This is a genomic window from Barnesiella sp. An55, from assembly GCF_002161555.1.
In the GTDB taxonomy this organism is placed as follows: Bacteria; Bacteroidota; Bacteroidia; order Bacteroidales; family Barnesiellaceae; genus Barnesiella; species Barnesiella merdipullorum.
Genome location: NZ_NFHZ01000009.1, coordinates 94,552 through 113,499 on the forward strand (window position 1 = coordinate 94,552; position 18,948 = coordinate 113,499).

An 18,948-nucleotide genomic window follows, 5' to 3' on the forward strand; every position below is an offset into this window, starting at 1 on the left:
CTCTTTTTTAGTGAGCCGCTTTGGCCTGCTCCAACAACTTCTTACCCTTGGCAATAGCCTCGTCAATCGTACCTACGTTCAAGAAGGCTTGCTCGGGATATTCGTCCATCTCGCCGTTGAGAATCATCTTGAAACCGCGAATCGTCTCTTCGAGCGGAACCATCACACCGGGCAGACCGGTAAACTGCTCGGCCACGTGGAAGGGCTGCGAGAGGAACCGCTGTGCACGACGGGCCCGGCTTACGACCAGTTTATCCTCGTCAGACAACTCATCGACACCCAAGATGGCGATGATATCCTGCAACTCGTTATAGTGTTGCAACAGCTGTTTTACGGCCTGGGCTACCTGATAGTGCTCCTCGCCCACAATATTGGGGTCGAGAATACGCGAGGTCGATTCCAGCGGGTCCACAGCGGGATAGATACCCAACTCCGATATTTTACGGCTCAACACCGTGGTAGCATCCAAGAAACTGAAGGTGGTTGCCGGAGCGGGGTCGGTCAAGTCGTCGGCCGGCACATAGATGGCCTGTACCGAGGTGATAGATCCCTGCTTGGTCGATGTAATACGCTCTTGCAGTTTACCCATCTCAGAGGCCAGTGTCGGTTGATAACCTACGGCCGAGGGCATACGACCCAGAAGTGCCGACACCTCTGATCCGGCTTGGGTGAAACGGAAGATATTGTCGATGAAGAGCAGAATCTCTTTACCACCACCGTCGGAGTCGCGGAATTGCTCGGCAACCGTCAGTCCCGACAGGGCTACCCGCAGACGGGCTCCCGGCGGCTCATTCATCTGGCCAAACACCAGCGTGGCTTGCGACTGGTTCACCTTTCCCATATCGACATCCTGGATATTCCATTCGCCGCGTTCCATACCCTCTTCGAACTTCTTGCCATACGACATAACGCCCGACTCGAGCATCTCGCGCAACAGGTCGTTACCTTCACGGGTGCGCTCACCTACACCGGTAAATACCGAGAATCCGTTGTGGCCTTTGGCAATGTTGTTGATAAGCTCCATGATCAGCACGGTCTTACCTACACCGGCACCACCGAAGAGACCAATCTTACCACCCTTGGAATAGGGCTCGAGCAAATCGATTACCTTGATTCCCGTGTAAAGCATCTCGGTACTGATAGAGAGGTCGTCAAAAGCCGGAGCCTCTTGATGTATCGATTTCAATTCGGTATAATCCAGAGCAGGAAGGTGGTCGATGGTCTCGCCCAACACATTCATCAAACGCCCTTTTACCTGTGCGCCCGTAGGCATCGACAAGGTTCGTTGCAAGTCGATTGCTTTCATACCGCGCGTGAGACCGTCGGTAGAATCCATTGCCACGCAACGTACCGTGTTCTCACCGATATGTTGCTCTACTTCGACAATCAGGTCGGAGCCGTTTTCACGCTCGATTTTCAATGCGGCATAAATGGGCGGTACGTCATTGCCTTCGCCTTCGAAGGTGACATCGACAACCGGCCCGATGACCTGCGTGATATATCCAAATTTATCTGCCATAGCTTTACCTCTATTATCAGTATTATGTTTTATCTATTAAAAGTGCAGCCCGTAAATAACGATGAGCACCATTACAAAGAGATTGATCAAGTTCAGCGGTAACAAGTATTTCCACTCCAGACGCAACAGCTGGTCGATTCTCAATCGGGGGAATGACCACTTGAACCAGATGATTATAAACGAAATCACAATGGCCTTGCCAAAGAACCAGAGAACCGACGGGATGCAATCCATCACATAGTTGAAGCCTTCCCAACCGGGAATATGCAACGGCATCCAACCGCCCAGGAAGAGCAGCGAGGCTACGCCCGAAACGATAAACAGGTTCAGATACTCGGCCAGGTAGAAGAAACCAAAGTGGATACCCGAGTACTCGGTGTGGTATCCGGCGGTCAACTCACTCTCGGCCTCGGGCAAGTCGAACGGGCCACGGTTGGTCTCGGCCGTACCGGCTACCAGATAGATGAGGAAGGCCACAATGGCGGGAATGTGTCCCGTGAAGATGAACCAGCCGTTGTTTTGGGCCTCGACGATACCGGTAATCGACATCGTGCCGGCAAAAACAACCATTGTCAATACCGACAACCCGATGGAGAGTTCGTAACTTACCATTTGGGCACCGCTTCGGATGGCTCCGATGAGGGTGAATTTATTGTGGCTTGACCAACCGGCCAGCAGGATACCCAACACGCCTATCGACGACACGGCAATGAGGAAGAATACACCGATATTGAAATCGATTACCTGCAATCCTTTACCGAAGGGCAAGCAGCCAAAGGCCAACATCGAAGCCACGATAACCAGATAAGGAGCCAGATTGAACAGGAACTTATCGATGTGGTTCAACGAGATCAGCTCTTTGATCAAAATCTTGAACATATCGGCCACGCTCTGGAATATACCGTAGGGGCCTACTCGATTGGGGCCCAGACGGCATTGGAAGAAGGCGCACACCTTACGTTCGAAATATATGTAGAACAGGGCCAATACGGCATACAGCAGCAGCAGCGCCACGCCTACCAGTACAAATTCAACAAGCAAAGCTCCCCAGCCGGGCATTACACTCCTCAACAAATTGTCTATCCAGTGGGTAACTATCGAAAAGTCGAACAACATAACTTATTCTTTAATTTATTTTTGATTACTAATTATCTGTCCATATCGGGGATTACATAGTCGAGCGAACCGCCGATGGCAATGAGGTCGGCAATTTTTCCGCCGCGGCACATCGGGTCGAGGCCGCCAACCAACGGCAAGCAAGCCGAGTTGATTTTCAATCGATAAGGATACTTGTCCCCATGACTCTCGATAAAGATTCCCAACGGGCCACGACTGGCTTCGACTTGACGGAAGTAGCGGCCTTCGGGCAACTTGATGATGGGTTTCATCTTCAGTGCATAATCGCCCTCGGGGATATTGTCGATGAGTTGCTCGATGATGTGGATCGACTCCAGGATTTCATCCATACGCACCATGTACCGGGCAAATACATCGCCCTCGGTGCGAACAATCTCTTTGAATTCTACCTGGTCATACAGGGCATACGGGTGATTCTTGCGCACGTCGCAGGCCCAACCTGAAGCACGACCCGACGGGCCGGCAATGCCATACGAAATGGCATCCTCGCGCGAGAGCAGACCCACGCCTTTCATACGTTGCTGAGCTATCACGTTGCCCGTGAAGAGGGTGTGATAGTCTTTCAACATACCGGGCAGATAGGCACAGAACTCTTTCACCTTGCGTTGGAAGTCGGGGTGAATGTCGGCCATAAGACCGCCAATCGTATAGTAGTTGAAGGTCATGCGGGCACCGCAAGTCTCTTCAAAGATATCAAGTATTTTTTCACGGTCACGGAATCCGTAGAAGAAAGCCGTCGTTGCACCCAAGTCCATGCAGAAGGTGGCATAGAACAACAAGTGCGACGAGATACGCATCAACTCGTCCATGATGGTACGCACATACTGTGCACGAGCCGGAATCTCGAGTCGCAGGGCATCCTCGATACAGAGGCACACGGCGTGACGGTTTTGCTGGGCCGACATGTAGTCGAGACGGTCGGCGAAGTGAAGGGTTTGCGGATAGGTGAGCGACTCGCACAGCTTCTCGATGCCCCGGTGTACATAACCGCAATAGACATCGATTTTCTTTACAATCTCGCCATCGAGCGAGGTGCGCAAACGCAATACACCGTGAGTGGCCGGGTGTTGAGGGCCTATGTTTACGACAAACTCTTCGGGAGCGAATATTGTGTTGGTGCGTTCTTCGAGTTTACCGTCGGGAGTCTCGACAATGGCATGCGTGGTGTCATCGACAGCCTCGTGTTCGAGACGAATGGGGTTTACCTCGGGATCGGCATTATAGTCCTTGCGCAGGGGATATCCTACCCAGTCGTTGCGCAGGAACAACCGACGCATGTCGGGGTGGTTGATGAAGCGGATGCCATAGAAATCATAGACCTCACGCTCATACAGATAGGCCGATTTCCAAAGGTCGGTAACCGAGTGGAGCAACGGGTTTTCGCGGTCGGCCGTTTCGACTTTTACCGAAACTTGCGAATTGTCGGCCGTACATGTGAAATAATAGACACAGCCCATGGTCTCGCCCCAGTCCATGCCTACAATAGAAACCAAATAGTCGAAGTGCAGTTTGTCGTGCAAATAAAGAGCCAAATCGTGCCACTTGGCATCGGGAACCGACACTTCCAGAATGGTTCCTTCTACAAAGGTAGCCTCAGGCAGAAAACTGCTTATTTCTTGCTGTATGTTTGCCATATAGGTAACTTATATTATTTTCCTAATACTTTCTCTCGTTTTTCCTGACGATTTACACCACCGAAGAATTTCTCTACTTTCACCTTGCGTTGCAATTGCATCAAGCCGTAGAACATGGCTTCGGGACGCGGAGGACACCCCGGGATATAGACATCGACCGGGAGGATTTCGTCAACCCCTTTCAATACATGATACGATTTCTTGAACGGCCCTCCCGATACGGCGCAACCACCCACGGCTACTACATACTTGGGCTCGGCCAGCTGGTCGTACAACCGGCGCAATACCGGTGCCATGCGGTGTACAATCGTACCGGCTACCATCACAAAGTCGGCCTGACGCGGACTGGCACGCGCTACTTCAAACCCAAAACGGGCCATATCGTACCGCGCTGCGCCGAGCGACATAAACTCGATACCGCAGCAACTTGTCGCAAAGGTAAGAGGCCACAGCGAATTGGAGCGGCCCCAGTTGATAACCTCGTCAAGGCAACCCACCACCACATTGGTGTGCGATGCTTTGAGCTCATTGATAAGCTGTTCAATATATTCATTGTCTTTGAAGTCTTCATACTTCATCGATTTGATTTTCACTTCCATTCGAGTGCTCCTTTCTTCCAGGCATATACCAATCCCAGGATAAGTACTACCATGAAAAATAAAATATTAAATAATCCGGCTACACCTAAATCTTTCAATATAACCGCCCAGGGGAACAAGAATACCGTTTCGACGTCGAACATCAGATACAGGATGGCAAACAGATAATAGCCTACCTTGAACTGCATCCACGATTCTCCTCGCGAGGGGATACCACACTCATAGGCCTCTCCCTTTTGCGGATTGAACGAGCGTGGCGAAATAAGGCCGGCTATCAACAGAGCCGCTCCTACCAGCGCCAATCCGGTAATCAATACAACTACAAATAGTGCAGAATTCATACGTTAAATTAGTTTGTATTTATTTTTTATTTTTCCTTTCCAAACAACAACAAAGCCCCGTATTGACTCGCTCGCAATACAAGGCCACGTTTATCAACTATACATAGACTCCTGAAATAGAAATACGGCATCGTTCTGCCATACAAACGATTGTGCAATCCAATACCTTATTCCACTTAGCGTCGAACATACAGTTTCAATTTACTTTTAATCAGGATGTTAAGACTTCGGTTAACCTCTGCCTTCTCGTCGTATTATCCTCCAAGAAGGTCGTCGTTTCAGAGCCTATTATCCCTCGAAAATTTTCGTCGCACAAATATACAAATTTTATTTCCAACAAACGGCCAAGGGTTTGTTCTTTTTTATTTTTATCTGTATTTAGCGCCAAATTATCCGGGATTTGGAACAAGCCAGCAAAAAAAACCGAGCGGCAGCACAAGCTGTCGCTCGGTAATATATATCGTAAAAAACGATTTAACTTAGAGAGTTTCGAGAGCTTTAAGAGCTTCGATAATTTCGGTGTTCTGCGGATCCAACTCAAGCATCTTGTTCCAATAGTCTTTGGTGGCGGCAAGAGCCTGGTTTTTCTTAGCAGGATTTGTCGTTTGCAGATAGTTGTAATAACCCAGATATTTATAAGCCTCGATGTAGGCGCGTTTCGTACCCGTTTTCTCTTTGTTGGCGGGATCTTGGTCGAGGACAGTCAGGGTCTCTTCATAGAGGGGTTCTGCCAAACCTTCCTTCAACTCGGGGTCACGCACGGCTGCCGTACGGGCACGCCACAAATAACCGCGGTAGTCCGTCGGAGAACGCTCCACAACCACCTGGAACATCGAGTCGGCCTTGATCAGATACTGATCGCGCAACGCTACACTGTCGGCAGCAGACTGTCCGGCGCTGTAGCAAATCTGGCCCAGCATATAAAAGTCCATTACCCGTTGATTCTCTGCGCTATCGGCGGCCATGTATTTTTCATATACATCGATAGCCTTTGCATAATCTTTGTTACGCTCGTAGGCGTCGCTCAAAAGTTTGAGAATATCGGTGCGAGTGTTGTCCAGGTCATAGGCTTTCTCGTATTGAACAATAGCCTCGGCATATTTTTTCTCTTTCAACAAGATATCGCCATAGGTCATGTAGTCACGCACGTTGAATACATTGTCGCCGGGATCCATACCCAGGAACTCAACGGCAGCTTGTTCGGCAGCTTCCATATTGCCCAACTCGAAGTTGTTGTACATCACGATACGACGGATTACAAAGTTGTTGGGGTCACGGGTCAAGATGTCTTGAGCCTCGGCCAACGACTCTTCATAGCGTTTGCCATAGAACAACAGGGTGGCCAACCGGGGACGGTCTGTCTGGAAGTGGTTGGGGTTCTGCATATACTTCTCATAAGCGGCTGCAGCCTTGGAATACTGCGAGTTCTTGTAGTAAGCCTCGGCAATCTCGCGCTGTGCGATGGCCGAGTTGGGTGCTATATTCTGCAACTCCTCGAGTTTCTGGATGGCCAGCGTGGGGTTGATATCGAAGTAGATGTGCGAGTATTTTACATAAGCCTCGATGCAGTTGGGATCGAAGTAGATGGCGTTCTCATAGCGACCGCAAGCATCGCCATATTTTTGTTGGTTCACCAGGATATCACCTTCGAACATGAAGTAGTCGGGGTATTTCTTGTCGGCTTTGTACGATTTTTTCATGTACTCTTCGTAGCCGGGCGTACCGGTTTCGTAGTAAGCCTTGGCAATAGCCAGATTGAGGCCGGCATCTTTTTTGTTTTTACCTTTGAGGGCCTCTTTGAAATATTTCTCGGCCTCTTTCTCGGCAGCCTCTTTGTCGGTACCGGTCAAAGCGAGCTTACCTTGGCCCACGATGTTGTAGGCATAGAGGGGATCGGCGGCTAAACCTTTTTTGTAATATTCGGCGGCAGCGGTATAGTCCTTGTTTCCAAAAGCGATTTCGCCCAGGTAGTAATACGACTCTGCCTTATTGGTTCCTGCGTCATCGAGTGTACGCTCCAACAGGATTTTTGCCCGATCGGGCTGGCCTGCTTTGAAATACTCTATTCCATCGGTGTAGCTGGCAGCAAAAGCAGTCAACGTGCCGGCAGCAAGGAACAGTGAAAATACGAATTTAAGACTTGATTTCATTGATATTTATTTAAGTGGATAATTTTCTTCTTACTTAAAAAGTATCGGTGATACTTACATCTCTTTTTAACGCGATATTGGCATTCCATGGTACAATACCGGTCTTAAAAATTATTAATTGTCCTCTCTGTGAGGAGACAAATTTGGTGAATCCCGTGGGTAGCCCATTGCGGGGATCGGTCGTAATCATATAAATGGGTCGGGTGAGCGGATAATCGCCCGTAGCTATGTAGTACTGGTAAGGCTTGTAGGGATCGAAGCCCGGTGCCTTGCGCACAGCCATCACCTTGACTACGTCGGTAAACGAGGTATTGGTCGAGTCAGCCTCATTGCCAATCCAGCTGGCACCTATCACGCCTATCGCATTGGGGGTTTGTGCCACATAGTCGATAACGGCTTGATTGGATTTTTGGGCAAACAGTCCCGTATAAAGAGGTTTGCCCTGGCAGAGTGAGTCTATGGCAAAGCGCATGGAGCTGGACCCTTGGTTGTCGAACACGAAGTTGATCTTGCCCAACGACGAACCGGGATAGAGTTGATTCCAGTCGGTGACCTCGCCCGTCACAATCTTGTGCAATTGATCGACCGAGATAACGCTGTTTTTGTTCGACTTGTTCACGATGAAGGCTATAGCATCGAGAGCTATCTGCACCGTGCGCACCCGCAACTGGCGCGACTTGAACGAAGCCTCCTCCTGAGGGGTGAGTTTACGGGTAGCTATGGCCAGGCGCACACTGTCTTTCAACAACATGTTCAAGGCTTCGGCCTCACTCACATAATAGGGTATAATCGAGGCTTTGGGATAAGCCGCCTCAAAGACCATGATCTCTTGCTCCATGATGGGCTCGAAACTCTCATCACAGCTGATGTCGATCACACCCGATGTGATGGTCTCTTTCACCTTGCGTTCGCCGGTTTCATTCTGATTTTGGCATGACGAGCACGACGAAACAAGCGCAACAATGAAAACAATAAATGAAAATGACAGCAACTTATTCATAATCCCAACCTTTCTATTTCATTCCCATGAACAATCTGTAACCTCTGAAAACTCCATATACGGCAAACACGACACCCATAATATAGCGCACAATGTCGTGCAGATTGGAAAAGAAGGTGGTAAAAAGCAGCAAATAAGACATGCCCAGATAGATAGCTATCATAATCATGCCCAGCACTACATTCATACCCAGTGGGCGGCGTTTTGTCCCGGCATCCTCTTCTTCGTCGTAACGGCCGTATTTCTCTTTCATAAACTTGATATTTTTATAAAATACCCGCAACCTAAAATCGTGGAGATAATAGGCTGCGAGTATTAATATTCACGAATCTCTTGGTTAAACAATCGAGAGATTACAAAAGTTTAAATACAACGGGCAATGTGAAGTAAACCGGCACGTTGTTACCGTTTTGTTTACCGGGAATCCACTTGGGCATGCTCTTCACAACGCGAATAGCCTCTTTGTCGCAAGTGGGGTCCAAGCTACGCAACACGGTTACGTTGTCGATGGCACCGGTTTTCGATACTACGAATCGCAAGATTACACGACCCTGAATACCATTCTCCTGAGCAATAACCGGGTATTTGAGGTTATCGCGAATGAACTTCATCAGCTCGGCTTCACCACCGGGGAAGGTAGGCATCTGCTCTACTGCTTCGTAGGGTTTCTCTTCCTCTACGACGGGCTCGGCGATTACTTCCTGGAATTCGGCGATATCGATACCGTGTTCTTCGTCATTACCTTTTACGTCGGCGATAGAGATGTTTACCTTCGACTGAGTCAACTCGTCTTGCGACTTCAACTCTTCTTCGTCAGACACCTCTTCGTCTTTCTTAATTACAGGTGCGGTGAATTTGATAGAACTCTTCAAGGGAGGGGGAGGAGGCGTTTCTACCAGGGGTTGAACCTCTTGTTTCTCGACCTCGGCCTCGGGCAGTTGCGACATTTCTACTACGGTAGAGATCTCTTCTTCAGCTTCTCCCATCTTGAAAGAATCCACAATACGGGGAAGAGCAAAGGCAAAAGCTACTACACAGATTACACCCACGGTGGACCATGTGTAACGTTTGGGCGAGTTTACCCGTAAACGGTAAGCGCCGAATGCTTTGTTTTTCCCGACAAAAACTAAGTCGCACCATTCTTTCGAAGTTAAATCTACATTCTTTGACATTTTTCTTCTCCTTTAATGTGTACTATTAGTTCTTCAATGCGGTGTCTATCTGATCGGAAAGAGCACCTTTCTTCTCGTAATTCTCCATCAGGAACAGGTCACCCTCGGTCATATCGACGATAGCATAACGGCCAATATCGCAAATAATCATTTCGTCGAGGGCATCGATAAGGTTGCGGTACGAAGCGCCGTTTTTACCGTTCTCGTCGGCCAGTTTAGCCTTGATCATGACCACAGGCGAACCTTTGGTTTTCTTGGCTTCGGATACCAGCGAGTCGTAGGCTACTTCGTCGATTTCTTTTCTCTTTTTACGTTCCTTCAAGTCTTTCACCTTGTTGACAACTGTTTTGTTGCGCTCAAGGAGGAGGGCTCTCAAACCATCTGCTCCATAAGACGATTCAACCAGCGAGGTATAATCTTCGTACTTGGGTTGTCCCAGGTAGTAGAATACCCGGTCGTTGTCGCCCAGCAGGATGGTTATAGCCTCTGATTCCTTCACCTTATTTTGCTCTTCTTCAGGCACCTTGTCGTTGGTAGGCATACTGATCTCCATTGTCTGGGGTTTGCTCAACGTCGTACAGAACATGAAGAAGGTGATCAAAAGCATGTTCATATCAACCATGGGAGTAAAGTCCACATGGATTTTCATTTTTTTCTGTTGTCCTTTCTTCCCGCCTTTACCCGAGTCTTTTACTTCTACTTCTGCCATAATTCAATTCCTTTCATGACTTTAGTTATTTTCTTCTTCTGCGGGTAAACTCTTCAATGAAGTAAGCAGATTGTAACGGTTTTCCTTGATGTCCTGCAGCGAACTCATCACGTTTTTAATCTTGTCATAGGGGGTCGATTGGTCGGCCTTGATGGCAATCTTCAAATCGGGATTTGTTTTGCGTGCAGCGCGCACCCATTCCTTAAACTCGTTGTTGGTACTGTCGCAGGGGATACCGTAGTTTTTGAGGGTTTGATCCTGGATATCGGATTTCAAATCGAGGAAACCCGGCATCTGTTTGATAGGTACACCAAACGAGTTTGCCAATCTGAACTTATTTATTTGCTCGGGAGTAAACTTGACTCCGTACATACTACTCATTGCATTCAATACATTCACCCTATCCTCTTGTTTGTCGAGACTGATAAAGATTTTCCCGGACGGTTCAACCAAAACCTGCAAAACGTTGATTTCGGGGATTTTGATTTCGGATACCGAAGAGGGGGTACTCACTTGTACAGGCTCTTTCTGAACGAAGGTCGATGTCAGCATGAAGAAAGTAAGCAGAAGCACGGTAACGTCACTCATCGCGGTCATATCGATGAGCGTACTCTTCTTTTTTACTTTTACTTTAGCCATATAATGGTCCTTTCGATTTTATGCCGATTACTTGTGAGTAGCAGCGAATGTGTTAACAATGCAGAAACCTACCTCGTCAATAGCGTAGGTAATGTTATCGATTCTGTTAGAGAAATAGTTATACGAAATTACAGCGAGTGCACCAGTTGCGATACCGAAGGCCGTGTTTACAAGGGCCTCAGAAATACCAGTTGACAGGGCAACCGAGTCAGGAGCACCGGCAGTAGCCAGAGCCTGGAACGATTTGATCATACCCAACACAGTACCGAGAAGTCCGACCAGAGTACCCAGCGTCGTCATGGTTGCTACGATAGGCAAGTTCTGTTGCATGGCAGGCATTTCGAGAGCAGCAGCCTCTTCGAGTTGTTTTTGGATAGCTTCGATTTTTTGTTCTTTCGACATGGTCTCGTCGTTTTCAACTTCGCCGTAGCGGATGAGAGCCGAAGCAACTACGCTGGCTACCGTACCACGTTGTTTTTCGCAGAGAGCTTGAGCACCGGCGATATCGCCTTTTTCCAAAGCAGCTTTTACAGCGGCAACGAATTTGTTGACACTACCTTTACCTTTCACACTCAACATAGCGATGAAACGCTCTACCGACAGAACGATTACCGTCAACAGCAAAGTTTGCAGAATAGGTACGATGAAACCACCTTTATAGATTGTACCCAGCAGATTCAGAGGGTGTCCCCCCTCGGGATCGTTACCCTCAAAGTTTGCAGGAGAACCAAGTACTTGGGTGAATACCACCAAAGCGATGATAAAACAGATAATGATTACAATAAATGCGTTTTTTATACCGCGCACTTTGTTCTTTTTAGCTTTTTTAGCTTCCATAATTAAATAAAATCTAAGTGTTTGTATTAGTGTTTTTTAATTCAGTTCTATCCTTTCTATTTCACCCTCCATACTTGATGCAATCAAGACTTTCGCCTTGTTGCAACCGGGTCTCATTCTTATAAAACGTATTTACTCCCAAATTTATTATATGGCAGAATTGTCGCAAACCGGCGAAACCTCCTACCTACGCTCACTTTGCTCCCTTCTCCACATTCGTGCGTCAAATGTAGCACATTATTTTCAGACAAAAAAATAATTCCTTTTTTTTTTCTGTATCATATATTTCTCTCCAGCTCATACTGCAAAGCCGAATCGACGTTTTTTTTCACGTTTTTTCCTTGCTCTTTTCAACCCGGGCACAGCAATCGAACGATTGGCGGTTTTCTAAAAAAACTCGTCCCATTTTATCCGGGAGAAAGGCAGGTCGATCTTCTCTAAAAACAGTTTTTCCAGGAAAGAGACAGGTCCTCATCGGGCTCTCTTTTATGATTCACCCCCATCAGAAGGCAAAAAACCGGCGTCACCTCTTTAAAAAATGGGGGTAACATTCTATCGAATACCGAAAAAGAATTGTAATTTTGCGGCAAAATTCATTTTCTACATCAATATGGATCATGTAGTCAAAATCAAGAAAGGGCTCGACATTCAGCTGGAAGGCGCTCCTGCCCTTGAAATATCCAACGCGACAGAGAGTCAACTATACGCCATCATCCCCGATGATTTTACGGACCTCACGCCCAAAGTCGATGTAAAACCGGGCGACAAGGTCCTGGCCGGATCGCCCGTCATGCACGACAAGACTCTCACCGACGTTGTAGTGACCTCGCCGGTAAGCGGCGAAGTCGTCGCCGTAGAACGCGGCGAACGGCGCAAGGTAATGAAGATAACCATCCGTCCCGATGCCAAGCAAGAGTTTGTTGAGTTTGGAAAAGCCGAGCCCGATACGATGCAGGCCAGCGACTTGAAAGCGCTGCTGCTGAAGTCGGGCACGTTTGCATTTATCAAGCAACGTCCCTACGACATCATTGCCAACCCCGACACGACTCCGCGCGACATCTTCGTCACGGCATTCGACTCGGCTCCCTTGGCTCCCGACTATGCATTTGTGCTCAAAGACGAGATGACCTATCTCGAGACCGGATTGAAAGCTTTGTCCAAACTCACCCCGGGCAAAGTCTATGTAGGGGTATCGAAACGGTCGCCAGTGCCGGTCAAGCATGGCGAAGTCGTCGTCTTCGACGGGCCTCACCCGGCCGGCAACGTGGGGGTACAGATCAACCACATCGCACCCATTAACAAAGGAGAGATCGTGTGGACCATCAATGCCCTCGACCTCGTGTTCATCGGGCGGTTGCTCGAGAAGGGACATGTCGATTTCTCACGGCTGGTGGCTGTCACCGGCTCGGAGGTAACCAAACCCCATTATGTGCGCACTTGTGCCGGAGCCTCCATTGCCTCGATTACCCAGGGGCTGATCAAACCGGCCGACTATGAGCGCCGATACATCAGCGGCAACGTGCTTACGGGTGTGAACGCGGGTGCCGACGGATATCTGGGAGCCAAGCAGGCCCAAGTGACGGTAATCCCCGAAGGCAACAACTGCAACGAGTTCATGGGCTGGGCATCGCTCAATCCCCACAAATACAGCATGAGCCACTCCTACTTCTCGTGGCTGCTGGGCAAGAAACGGCGCTATGCCATCGATGCCCGGGTGAGAGGCGGCGAACGGGCCATCATCATGTCCGACGAGTATGACCGGGTATTCCCCATGGACATCTATCCCGAATATCTCATCAAGGCCATCCTGGCATTCGACATCGACAAGATGGAGAATCTGGGCATCTACGAGGTAGCCCCCGAGGATTTTGCCCTCTGCGAGTTTGTCGATACCTCGAAACTCGAGCTGCAAAAGATCGTGCGCAACGGCCTCGACCGGCTTATGAAAGAGATGAACTAAGAAACAATAACCAACTTAATACAAAACGACTTTGAAAGCTTTAAAGAATTATATAGACAAAATCAAACCCCACTTCGAACCGGGCGGGAAATTGTCTATGTTCCAATCGGTATTCGAAGGGTTTGAATCATTCCTCTTTGTACCTAACACCACATCGCGTTCGGGAGTACACATTCACGACAGCATAGACTCCAAGCGCACGATGACGGTCGTTATCGTCGCCCTGCTGCCGGCCCTGCTCTTCGGCATGTACAATGTGGGCTACCAGCACTACCTGGCCATTGGCGAGCTGGCACAGACCTCGTTCTGGTCGGTCTTCCTCTTCGGCTTCCTGGCCGTGCTGCCCAAAATCGTGGTATCGTATGTGGTAGGTTTGGGCATCGAGTTCACCGCAGCTCAACTCCGCCATCACGAAATCCAGGAGGGATTCCTCGTATCGGGTATGCTCATCCCCATGATTGTGCCGGTCGATACCCCCTTGTGGATGATTGCCGTGGCTACGGCATTTGCCGTCATCTTTGCCAAAGAGGTATTTGGCGGTACGGGTATGAACATCTTCAACATTGCCCTGGTAACACGGGCCTTCCTCTTCTTTGCCTACCCCTCCAAGATGTCGGGCGACGAGGTATTCGTTCGCACGGGCGACACCTTCGGGCTGGGCGCCGGGCAGCTTGTCGAAGGCTTCTCGGGTGCTACCCCGCTGGGACAGGCTGCCACCCATGCCGGCGGCGGAGCCTTGCAACTCACCGATATCCTGGGCAACCCGCTCTCGCTGCACGACATGTTCTTCGGGTTCATCCCCGGCTCCATTGGCGAGACCTCGACATTGGCCATCCTCATCGGCGCCGTCATTCTGCTGGCAACAGGCATTGCCAGTTGGCGGGTCATGCTCTCGGTATTCGCCGGAGGCATTGTCATGAGTCTCATCTGCAACTGGTTTGCCAACCCCGGCATCTATCCGGCCGCACAACTCTCGCCCATCACTCAGATATGCCTGGGCGGATTTGCCTTCGCTGCCGTATTCATGGCTACCGACCCGGTAACCGGTGCACGCACCAATACGGGTAAATACATATTCGGTTTTCTGGTAGGTGTACTGGCCATCCTCATCCGGGTGTTCAACAGCGGATACCCCGAAGGTGCCATGCTGGCCGTGCTGCTCATGAACGCTTTTGCTCCGCTCATCGACTACTTCGTGGTCGAGGCCAATATACGCCACCGTCTCAAACGAGCCAAAAACTTGACAAAATAGAATTACAGCTATGAACAAACAAGGTAATACATACACACTCATCTACACCGCGGTGATGGTTATCGTCGTAGCCTTCATCCTGGCCTTTGCCGCCATCGGCCTCAAACCGGCCCAGGAGAAGAACATCGCTATCGACAAGATGAGCCAGATACTCAACTCGGTAAATATCACATCGACTCCCGAGGATGCTCAGGAGCTGTACAACAAATACATCGACGACTCGTTTGTGGTCGATGCCAACGGCCAGCTGGTCAAGGGCGAATCGTTCTCGATGAACATCGCCGACCAACTGAAACTGCCCGAGAACCAACGCACGCTGCCCATATTCATCTGCACCGACGACTCGGGTTCGCCCAAGTACATCATCCCCCTGTCGGGAAGCGGTCTGTGGGGCCCCATCTGGGGATACATCTCGATCGAGAACGACGGCAACACGGTTTATGGCGCCTTCTTTGCCCACCAGGGTGAGACTCCGGGTCTGGGTGCCGAAATCGAGAAGCCTCAGTTCCAGAAACAGTTCCAAGGCAAGCACTTCTTCATCGACGGTGCCTTCACCTCGATTGCCGTACAGAAGGCTGGCCAGAAACCGCAAAACGGAGCCGACTATGTCGATGCCGTATCGGGAGGTACCATCACGAGCAAAGGGGTACAAAACATGTTGCAGAACTGCGTGAAACCCTATGCACAATTTTTAGAATCGCTCAATTCAAAGAATATATAAGCCATGTTGTCAAAAAAGAATAAAGAGATACTTCTGGGGCCGCTCTCCAAGAACAACCCGGTAATCGTGCAGATACTGGGTATCTGCTCGGCTCTGGCCGTAACGGCCAAACTCGAACCGGCACTCGTCATGGCCGTATCGGTGACTGCCGTCGTCGCTTTCGCCAATGTCATTATCTCGCTGCTGCGCAACACGATACCCAACAGCATACGCATCATTGTGCAACTGGTAGTGGTAGCGGCACTGGTAATCATTGTCGATCAAGTGCTCAAAGCCTATATGTACCAGGTAAGCAAGCAGCTCTCGGTATTCGTGGGGCTCATCATCACCAACTGTATCCTCATGGGACGCCTCGAGGCCTTTGCCTTGAGCCACAAGCCCTGGGAGTCGTTTCTCGACGGTGTGGGCAACGGCGTAGGCTACGGTATCATCCTGGTCATCGTCGCCTTCTTCAGAGAGCTGTTGGGCTCGGGTACCCTGTTTGGATACCAAGTTATTCCCCAGCAGATGTATGACTGGGGTTACCAGAACAACGGGTTGATGATACTCCCGCCCATGGCCCTCATCACCGTGGCCTGCATCATTTGGGTACACCGTTCCCGCAACAAAGATTTGCAACAATAAGAAACCGAGATAAGCTACTTGATATATGGAAAATCTAAATTTGTTCGTCAAGTCTATATTCATAGACAACATGATATTTGCCTACTTCCTCGGTATGTGCTCCTACCTGGCCGTATCGAAGAACGTAAAAACGGCATTCGGTCTGGGTATCGCCGTCACCTTCGTGCTGGCCATCACCCTGCCGGTCAACTACCTGCTGGAGACCTACGTGCTGAAGGCCGGCGCTCTCAAATGGCTGGGCCCCGAATATGCCCAACTCGACTTGAGTTTCCTGAGCCTCATCATGTTTATCGCCATCATCGCCTCGATGGTGCAACTGGTCGAGATGTTCGTCGAGAAATACTCCCCCTCGCTCTACGCTTCGCTGGGTATATTCCTGCCGCTCATCGCCGTGAACTGTGCCATATTGGGCGGCTCGCTCTTCATGCAGCAACGCAACTTCCCCTCGGTCACCAGTGCCACCGTATATGGCATAGGCTCGGGACTGGGCTGGTTGCTTGCCATCGTGTGTCTGGCAGCCATTCGCGAGAAGCTCAGCTACTCCAACATACCGGCACCGCTGCGGGGCATAGGCATCACGTTTATCATCACCGGCCTGATGGGTATCGCCTTCATGAGCTTTTTAGGAATCAAACTTTAAAAGGAGAGTCACGATGTTATTAGCAATAAGTTCCATGTCAACGACAATCATATCGAGCATTGTTTTATTCCTGGGCGTATCGCTCCTACTGGTAGTGATTCTGCTCATCGCCAAGAAATACTTGGTACCGTCGGGCAAAGCGGTTATCACCATCAACGACGACAAAAAGGTCGAGGTCGATACCGGCGGCAGTCTGCTGAGTACCTTGGCCAACGAGAAAATATTCCTCCCCTCGGCTTGCGGTGGAGGCGGTTCGTGCGGTCAGTGCCGCTGCCAGGTTCTGGAAGGCGGCGGTGAGATTCTGCCCACCGAACAGGTGCACTTCTCGCGCAAGCAACAGATGAACCACTGGCGGCTGGGCTGCCAGGTGAAGGTGAAGAACGACATGAAAATCGTTGTTCCCGAATCGGTTCTGGGTGTGAAAGAGTGGGAATGTGAGGTTATCTCGAACAAGAACGTGGCCACCTTCATCAAAGAGTTTATCGTGGCTCTGCCTCCCGGCGAACACATGAACTTTATCCCCGGCTCCTATGCCCAGATAAAGATTCCGCCCTACGAGATGGATTACGACAAAGATATCGACAAGAGCCTCATCGGCGACGAATACCTGCCTTCGTGGGAGAAGTTCGGACTCTTCAGCCTCAAGTGCAAGAATACCGAACCTACCATCCGGGCCTACTCCATGGCCAACTATCCGGCCGAGGGCGATCGCTTCATGCTCACGGTGCGTATTGCCACCCCGCCCTTCAAACCGAAACCTCAAGTGGGATTCCAGGATGTGATGCCGGGTATCGCCTCGTCGTATATCTTCACCCTGAAACCGGGCGACAAGGTAATCATGAGCGGCCCTTACGGTGACTTCCACCCCATATTCAACTCGAAACGCGAGATGATGTGGATTGGCGGTGGTGCCGGTATGGCGCCCCTGCGTTCGCAAATCATGCACATGACCAAAACCCTTCACACGACCGACCGCAAGATGTCCTACTTCTACGGCGCACGTGCCCTCAACGAGGTATTCTATCTGAACGACTTCCTCGAGCTGGAAAAGGAGTTCCCCAACTTCTCGTTCCACCTGGCCCTCGACCGCCCCGACCCGGCTGCCGATGCTGCCGGTGTGAAATATACCCCGGGATTTGTTCACCAGGTTATCTACAACACCTACCTGAAGGATCACGAGGCTCCCGAGGATATCGAGTACTACATGTGCGGTCCCGGTCCCATGTCGAAAGCCGTGGAGAAGATGCTGTGGAATTTGGGCGTTCCCGAAGAGAACCTCATGTACGACAACTTCGGAGGCTAATCCATAGCCCCCTCAAACAAAATCATCACCCGCCGGGATACTCGTCAAGAGTGCCTCGGCGGGCTTTTTTTGCCCACTTGGCAAGAGTCAAAGGAGTCCGCAAGGGTCAGTATCAGGCAAACATAAAAACGGCAGGAGAGGCCTCCAAAAAAGGTTCAGAAAACAAGCGAGGCATATACCCAGAAGGAGGTTCCGTCGGAGACGGGCGAAATGACCAGCTTATTGTCACGGGCAAAGGGGCGGGTATAGATATAGGCACTGCCGGCTCCGATGAGCGCACCGGCGGCCACATCCCACCAATCGTGACGCCGGGCATAGGTTCGGGCCCAACCCACATAAGTGGCCAAGGCATAGGCCGGAGCGCCCCATGCCCATCCATAGCGCCGCTGCACAAAGGCGGCGTTGGCAAAGGTTATCGAGGTGTGTCCCGAAGGGAACGACAAGTTGTTGCTATGGTCGGGACGTTCCTTGCGGACAGCAAACTTGAGCAGATAGGTTGTCCCCAGCGTAGTGAGCCCGGTAAAGGCCGCCTGTTTGAAGCCCGTCCAGTCTTTCATCACCAGCATGGTTGTAGCCGTAGCCACCGGCATGGCTACCAGCAGCACGTCGCTCGATATCTTCACAGCCTCACGAGACTTGCTCAACCCTTCGGCCCGCAGAGGCATCCAGGCGACAAGCAACGAAAGCACCGCACACACGATTCTATCTTTC

19 protein-coding genes are annotated in these 18,948 nt (G+C 50.2%); 6 read left to right on the plus strand and 13 right to left on the minus strand.

Annotated features, from left to right (window positions below; genetic code table 11):
• Positions 1-7 precede the first annotated feature (7 nt).
• The 12 genes from atpD to B5G10_RS07260 form a co-directional block, all read right to left on the minus strand.
• Positions 8-1,519 carry a F0F1 ATP synthase subunit beta gene (atpD, locus tag B5G10_RS07205; protein ID WP_087424052.1) on the minus strand — a complete coding sequence of 504 codons (1,512 nt, stop codon included), beginning with the start codon at positions 1,517-1,519 and terminating at the stop codon, positions 8-10.
• A 36-nt stretch (positions 1,520-1,555) separates the two neighbouring features.
• A complete protein-coding gene (nuoH, locus tag B5G10_RS07210) occupies positions 1,556-2,632 on the minus strand; it encodes an NADH-quinone oxidoreductase subunit NuoH (RefSeq protein ID WP_087424090.1) in 1,077 nt (358 codons plus the stop codon).
• Between the two features lie 35 nt (positions 2,633-2,667).
• The gene (locus B5G10_RS07215) at positions 2,668-4,290 is read right to left on the minus strand and encodes an NADH-quinone oxidoreductase subunit C (RefSeq protein WP_087424053.1); all 1,623 of its coding nucleotides are present in this window, start codon (positions 4,288-4,290) and stop codon (positions 2,668-2,670) included.
• Positions 4,291-4,304: 14 nt separating this feature from the next.
• Complete coding sequence (locus B5G10_RS07220) at positions 4,305-4,889, minus strand: NADH-quinone oxidoreductase subunit B (protein ID WP_206396552.1); 585 nt, start codon at positions 4,887-4,889, stop codon at positions 4,305-4,307.
• Positions 4,880-5,230: an NADH-quinone oxidoreductase subunit A gene (locus B5G10_RS07225; protein ID WP_087424054.1), complete on the minus strand. Its 351-nt coding sequence runs from the start codon at positions 5,228-5,230 to the stop codon at positions 4,880-4,882. The genes B5G10_RS07220 and B5G10_RS07225 overlap by 10 nt, the downstream gene beginning before the upstream one ends.
• Before the next feature lie 479 nt (positions 5,231-5,709).
• Positions 5,710-7,380 (minus strand): tetratricopeptide repeat protein, encoded by a 1,671-nt coding sequence (locus tag B5G10_RS07230; RefSeq protein WP_087424055.1) that lies wholly within the window; start codon positions 7,378-7,380, stop codon positions 5,710-5,712.
• Positions 7,381-7,414: 34 nt separating this feature from the next.
• Positions 7,415-8,380 carry a substrate-binding domain-containing protein gene (locus B5G10_RS07235; RefSeq protein ID WP_087424056.1) on the minus strand — a complete coding sequence of 322 codons (966 nt, stop codon included), beginning with the start codon at positions 8,378-8,380 and terminating at the stop codon, positions 7,415-7,417.
• A 13-nt stretch (positions 8,381-8,393) separates the two neighbouring features.
• Entirely contained in the window at positions 8,394-8,633 is a 240-nt protein-coding gene (locus tag B5G10_RS07240) for a hypothetical protein (RefSeq protein ID WP_087424057.1), read from the minus strand.
• A 100-nt stretch (positions 8,634-8,733) separates the two neighbouring features.
• A complete protein-coding gene (locus B5G10_RS07245) occupies positions 8,734-9,552 on the minus strand; it encodes an energy transducer TonB (protein WP_087424058.1) in 819 nt (272 codons plus the stop codon).
• A gap of 25 nt (positions 9,553-9,577) precedes the next feature.
• Positions 9,578-10,261, minus strand: a complete 684-nt coding sequence (locus B5G10_RS07250; RefSeq protein ID WP_087424059.1) for a biopolymer transporter ExbD — start codon at positions 10,259-10,261, stop codon at positions 9,578-9,580.
• Positions 10,262-10,282: 21 nt separating this feature from the next.
• Positions 10,283-10,900, minus strand: coding sequence for a biopolymer transporter ExbD (locus tag B5G10_RS07255; RefSeq protein ID WP_087424060.1), 618 nt, complete (start codon positions 10,898-10,900; stop codon positions 10,283-10,285).
• A 27-nt stretch (positions 10,901-10,927) separates the two neighbouring features.
• Positions 10,928-11,737 (minus strand): MotA/TolQ/ExbB proton channel family protein, encoded by an 810-nt coding sequence (locus B5G10_RS07260; protein ID WP_087424061.1) that lies wholly within the window; start codon positions 11,735-11,737, stop codon positions 10,928-10,930.
• 610 nt (positions 11,738-12,347) lie between these two features.
• On the opposite strand from B5G10_RS07260, the gene B5G10_RS07265 reads away from it, so the two are divergent.
• Genes B5G10_RS07265 through nqrF form a run of 6 tightly spaced genes read left to right on the plus strand, consistent with a single transcriptional unit; the run spans position 12,348 to position 18,237 of the window.
• Positions 12,348-13,697 carry a Na(+)-translocating NADH-quinone reductase subunit A gene (locus B5G10_RS07265; protein WP_087424092.1) on the plus strand — a complete coding sequence of 450 codons (1,350 nt, stop codon included), beginning with the start codon at positions 12,348-12,350 and terminating at the stop codon, positions 13,695-13,697.
• Positions 13,698-13,728: 31 nt separating this feature from the next.
• Positions 13,729-14,949: an NADH:ubiquinone reductase (Na(+)-transporting) subunit B gene (locus B5G10_RS07270; RefSeq protein ID WP_087424062.1), complete on the plus strand. Its 1,221-nt coding sequence runs from the start codon at positions 13,729-13,731 to the stop codon at positions 14,947-14,949.
• Between the two features lie 10 nt (positions 14,950-14,959).
• Complete coding sequence (gene nqrC / locus B5G10_RS07275) at positions 14,960-15,670, plus strand: NADH:ubiquinone reductase (Na(+)-transporting) subunit C (protein ID WP_087424063.1); 711 nt, start codon at positions 14,960-14,962, stop codon at positions 15,668-15,670.
• Positions 15,671-15,673: 3 nt separating this feature from the next.
• Entirely contained in the window at positions 15,674-16,294 is a 621-nt protein-coding gene (locus B5G10_RS07280; RefSeq protein WP_087424064.1) for an NADH:ubiquinone reductase (Na(+)-transporting) subunit D, read from the plus strand.
• A 25-nt stretch (positions 16,295-16,319) separates the two neighbouring features.
• Complete coding sequence (nqrE, locus tag B5G10_RS07285; protein ID WP_087424065.1) at positions 16,320-16,934, plus strand: NADH:ubiquinone reductase (Na(+)-transporting) subunit E; 615 nt, start codon at positions 16,320-16,322, stop codon at positions 16,932-16,934.
• A gap of 34 nt (positions 16,935-16,968) precedes the next feature.
• Positions 16,969-18,237 carry an NADH:ubiquinone reductase (Na(+)-transporting) subunit F gene (nqrF, locus tag B5G10_RS07290; protein WP_087424066.1) on the plus strand — a complete coding sequence of 423 codons (1,269 nt, stop codon included), beginning with the start codon at positions 16,969-16,971 and terminating at the stop codon, positions 18,235-18,237.
• Positions 18,238-18,392: 155 nt separating this feature from the next.
• On the opposite strand, the gene B5G10_RS07295 is transcribed toward nqrF, so the two are convergent.
• Positions 18,393-18,902, minus strand: a complete 510-nt coding sequence (locus B5G10_RS07295; RefSeq protein WP_087424093.1) for a phosphatase PAP2 family protein — start codon at positions 18,900-18,902, stop codon at positions 18,393-18,395.
• Between the last annotated feature and the right edge of the window lie 46 nt (positions 18,903-18,948).